Consider the following 3,509-nt stretch of genomic DNA (forward strand, 5'->3'; position numbering starts at 1 on the left):
TTGTGATCAACTCAATGCTCATCCTAAACCAATACACTGGACTTATACGAAAGAAAAGTTCCTGCTCCAATTTGCTCCACCAGGCCCAAAACAACTGGCCGCGTAATTATGGCGACGTGTACTAAGTCCACTCCGTAAATCCCCTCTCCTACAGAGTCCAGGATCAGCTTATTTTGATTAAGAGACTTTTCAAGGGCATCCTGGGTTTGTTTATACTTAATGATCGCACTCTGCAGTTGGCTATTCGTTGTCATAAGCTCATGGGTGCGCTCTTGCACTAATTCCTCAAGGTGGAACCGATACCTCTGTAATTCCTCTACTGCCCTTTTTTGTTCAGTAATGTCCCGTTCGATTGCTGCGGCGCCGAAAATCCTGCCGCTCGTATCCCTGAGAGGCGATATGGTAATGCTTACAGCAATCCGTTTTTCATCTTTTCTCAAACGGAGCGTTTCATAATTACGGATGCTTTCTCCCCGTCTGAGCTGTTTGAGGATTTTGGATAACTCATCCGGCAGACGTTCCGGTGGAAATATGAGTGAAATGGAACGGCCTATGGCCTCTTTGGCCGAATACCCATATATTCTCTCAGCCCCACGGTTCCAACTGATAATGGTGCCATCCTGATCCAGTGCCTTGCAGATAATTGCATCTTCCGCGGATTCAACAATAGCGGTCAGCCGGGAACGTGTCTCCTCAGCCTCAATATGAGCGGCGATATCGTTGAAAATGACCACGGCAGCTTCAATCTCCCCTTCACGGTTACGGATTGGGGTAGAGCGGATGCTTATTACGCTGCGTGTGCCATCACCACGGATGATACCGGCTTTCTCATCAATGACGACCTCACCATGGAGCAGAGAACGTCCCAAGGGCCACTCTTCTCCCCGGTAAGGCCGCCCGTCTTCGAGATGAAACCCTTTCCACTTCCCATATTCCTCAACATTGGCGGACGAGAGGACAGGCTGCCGCCAGATTTCCTCCGCCTGCTTATTACCAAGGATAATCCTTCCGGAAGGTGCCTCAGAAATAACAACGGCAGAGGGCATCTGCTGCATCACCGCTTCAAGCTTTGCCCGCTCCTGCCGAAGCTGCTCATTTGTTTGCAGTAACTCTTCACACCTGCGACTGACAACCATTGTTTCGACTACATAGCCAAAAAGGGTAAAAGTTAAGACCACGATAAGACGTATCAATAGATCATCCGCATCTAAGTGAAACAGGTGATCGATAATGCCTCCTTTCAATGTATGGGCATATATTACCGATTTAGTAACCCAATACAGAATCCCAAGACCAAATCCTACCAGAGTGACACGGTTTCCTATTTTGTCCGTGTATCGTACAAGCGTGTTTATGATATTCATGGATTAACTGCCTTCGCTTATCTCAGAGCGATAAAAGCCTCCAAGGTTAAAATTGCACTTTGTTCTCCAAGAGCATTATATAACATACTGTTGTTATTAGCAATTTTAAGATGGAGGTTTTTTTCTCAAGCGTTACTCCAAAGTTTACCAGCATGGCCTCCATGATCCTAAAATTGTAGCTGATGATCTGTATACAATGCTTCTGAGTCATGTTGACCAAGAAATATTGTATAGAATTTTTTATTATGATTGCTCCCCGCTACAAAAGAAGGCTCATAATCCTATTACTAAAAAATGTATCGACTTTTCAAAAAGTAACCAGGCAATTTTTCGGATCCAATTTCATCAAGAACTGAAAAAGAAACGCAAGGTAGCACTTCGTTTAGGAGAGTTGAAAGATTATGGTGGGTGGATTATACGCCCAGCAAAAACAAAAGAGTTGCTCGATGGAAAAATTCAGGTAGAAGATATTGTTGAAAATGATGTCTACTCCAATGTTCAACAAAATCGGGAGATAGCGATTTTGTTCCTGCTGCGAAACTTGCCCGAATAGAAGGTATTGACTTTATTTTAGATCCTATGTGGAAAACAATAGATCCATCTTTACTTGAGCATATAGATGGTCTTAAGTCTACATGCCCAAGACCAAAGTTGCCTTCCCTAAGTTCTAGCCTTACAGGCACCTTATCCACTCCAGTCTCTCCTGTATCAACTAAGCCATCCTAACGGTTTCATCCATTTCGTGCAGGCTTAATTTGCAGACAAGCTTCCACACCTCATACGTAGACACTACCAGAGCAGAGCAAGTGCATCGGCCACAGCTAATCCGCGGGGAGTGGGGCACAGGCGGTCTCCCCGGACTTCCAGCTTGCCTTCATGGATCAGTCGGCTGGCCAGTCCTGGCGGGTCAGAGAGGAGATTCTGGCCGAACTGCCGGTGAAAATCTTCAACGCGGATTCCCTGCCGGGTCCGAAATCCAAGGTAGAGTGTCTCAAGCCGAAGCTCCTCCAGCCCCAGGCTTTCCTGGCCGGCAATGGGCAGTGCTCCCTGCTGCAAGTCGCGGCAATACAGGGATAATGACCGGTGGTTCCAGTGCCTCCGGTTATTGGCAAAGGAGTGGGCGGAAGGGCCAAGGCCCAGGTAGGGGATGTGTTGCCAGTACTTCTGGTTGTGACGGCAGGTCCACGAATCCTGACAGGTCCAGGGCCGCTTGTCCCCGCAGGTTGGTGCACGCCTGCCGGTTTCCTCTTTTCTGCGGCTGAAATTTGAAACCTCATAGTGCAGGTATCCGGCAGATTCAAGCCGTTCGGAAGTCTCCAGAAAGTAGCGGGATTCCTCCCTCTCATCTATCGGATGAATCAGACCGCGCTGCTTTTGCAGGGTAATCTGGGTGTGGGGCTCGAAGGATAACTGATAGCATGACAGGTGCTCCGGCTCATAGCCGAGAACCTGCTGCAGCTCCTGAAGCCATTGATTGAGGGAGTTTTGGCAACACTCTGACAGGCGCTCAGGAAGACCGTAGATCAAATCAAGGCTCAGGTTATCGAAACCAGCCCGGCGTGCATCTTCTATTGCCCTCCGGCCCTGGGCAGCGGTATGCCTTCGGCCCAGCCAGGTAAGGTTTTCATCCCGCAGGGATTGAAGGCCAATGCTGAGCCGGTTGAACCCCAGTGACCGAAGGTCCCGCAGGCAGGAGAAGGTCAGATCATCCGGATTGGCCTCGATCGTCCGTTCCGCATCCGTGGCCAAATGGAAAAGCTCATGCACCTTCTCCAGGATATCCGCCAGTTGCCCGATGCTCAGCAGGGAGGGGGTGCCGCCGCCCAGATAAAGGGTATCGTATTCACCCGGCCACCAATTCCGGCAAAGGTCCATTTCCCGCTGTAAGGCGGCTATGAAGTCATCTATCCGCTTTGTGGCGGCGATGGAGTAAAAATCACAGTAATGGCACTTTTTCTGGCAAAATGGGATGTGAATATATAATCCAGGATAAGCCACTAGCTCTCAACCAATTTAGACTCACTACTGTCCGGACGTTGAATAAAAAAAATGCTATAACCCATGTAAAACTAGCCAGGTGAACCTGAAAGCCCAATTCGGGCAAAGGAGTCAGGAGTCAGGAGCCAGGAGTCGGAATGGATCGGC

General features: G+C 48.9%; 3 protein-coding genes. 1 reads left to right on the forward strand and 2 read right to left on the reverse strand.

Annotation, left to right across the window (positions count from 1 at the left end):
* Positions 1-23: 23 nt before the first annotated feature.
* Positions 24-1,364: a PAS domain S-box protein gene (locus AB1611_22465; protein MEW6382337.1), complete on the reverse strand. Its 1,341-nt coding sequence runs from the start codon at positions 1,362-1,364 to the stop codon at positions 24-26.
* A gap of 196 nt (positions 1,365-1,560) precedes the next feature.
* Here AB1611_22465 and AB1611_22470 point away from each other — a divergent pair, with 196 nt between their 5' ends.
* A complete protein-coding gene (locus tag AB1611_22470; protein MEW6382338.1) occupies positions 1,561-1,917 on the forward strand; it encodes a hypothetical protein in 357 nt (118 codons plus the stop codon).
* A gap of 236 nt (positions 1,918-2,153) precedes the next feature.
* Here the strand turns inward: AB1611_22470 and AB1611_22475 are convergent, their stop codons facing one another.
* On the reverse strand, positions 2,154-3,362 hold the full coding sequence (locus AB1611_22475; GenBank protein ID MEW6382339.1) for a coproporphyrinogen-III oxidase family protein: 1,209 nt from the start codon (positions 3,360-3,362) through the stop codon (positions 2,154-2,156).
* Between the last annotated feature and the right edge of the window lie 147 nt (positions 3,363-3,509).

It is taken from the genome of bacterium, assembly GCA_040755755.1.
Lineage (GTDB): Bacteria > SZUA-182 > SZUA-182 > DTGQ01 > DTGQ01 > DTGQ01.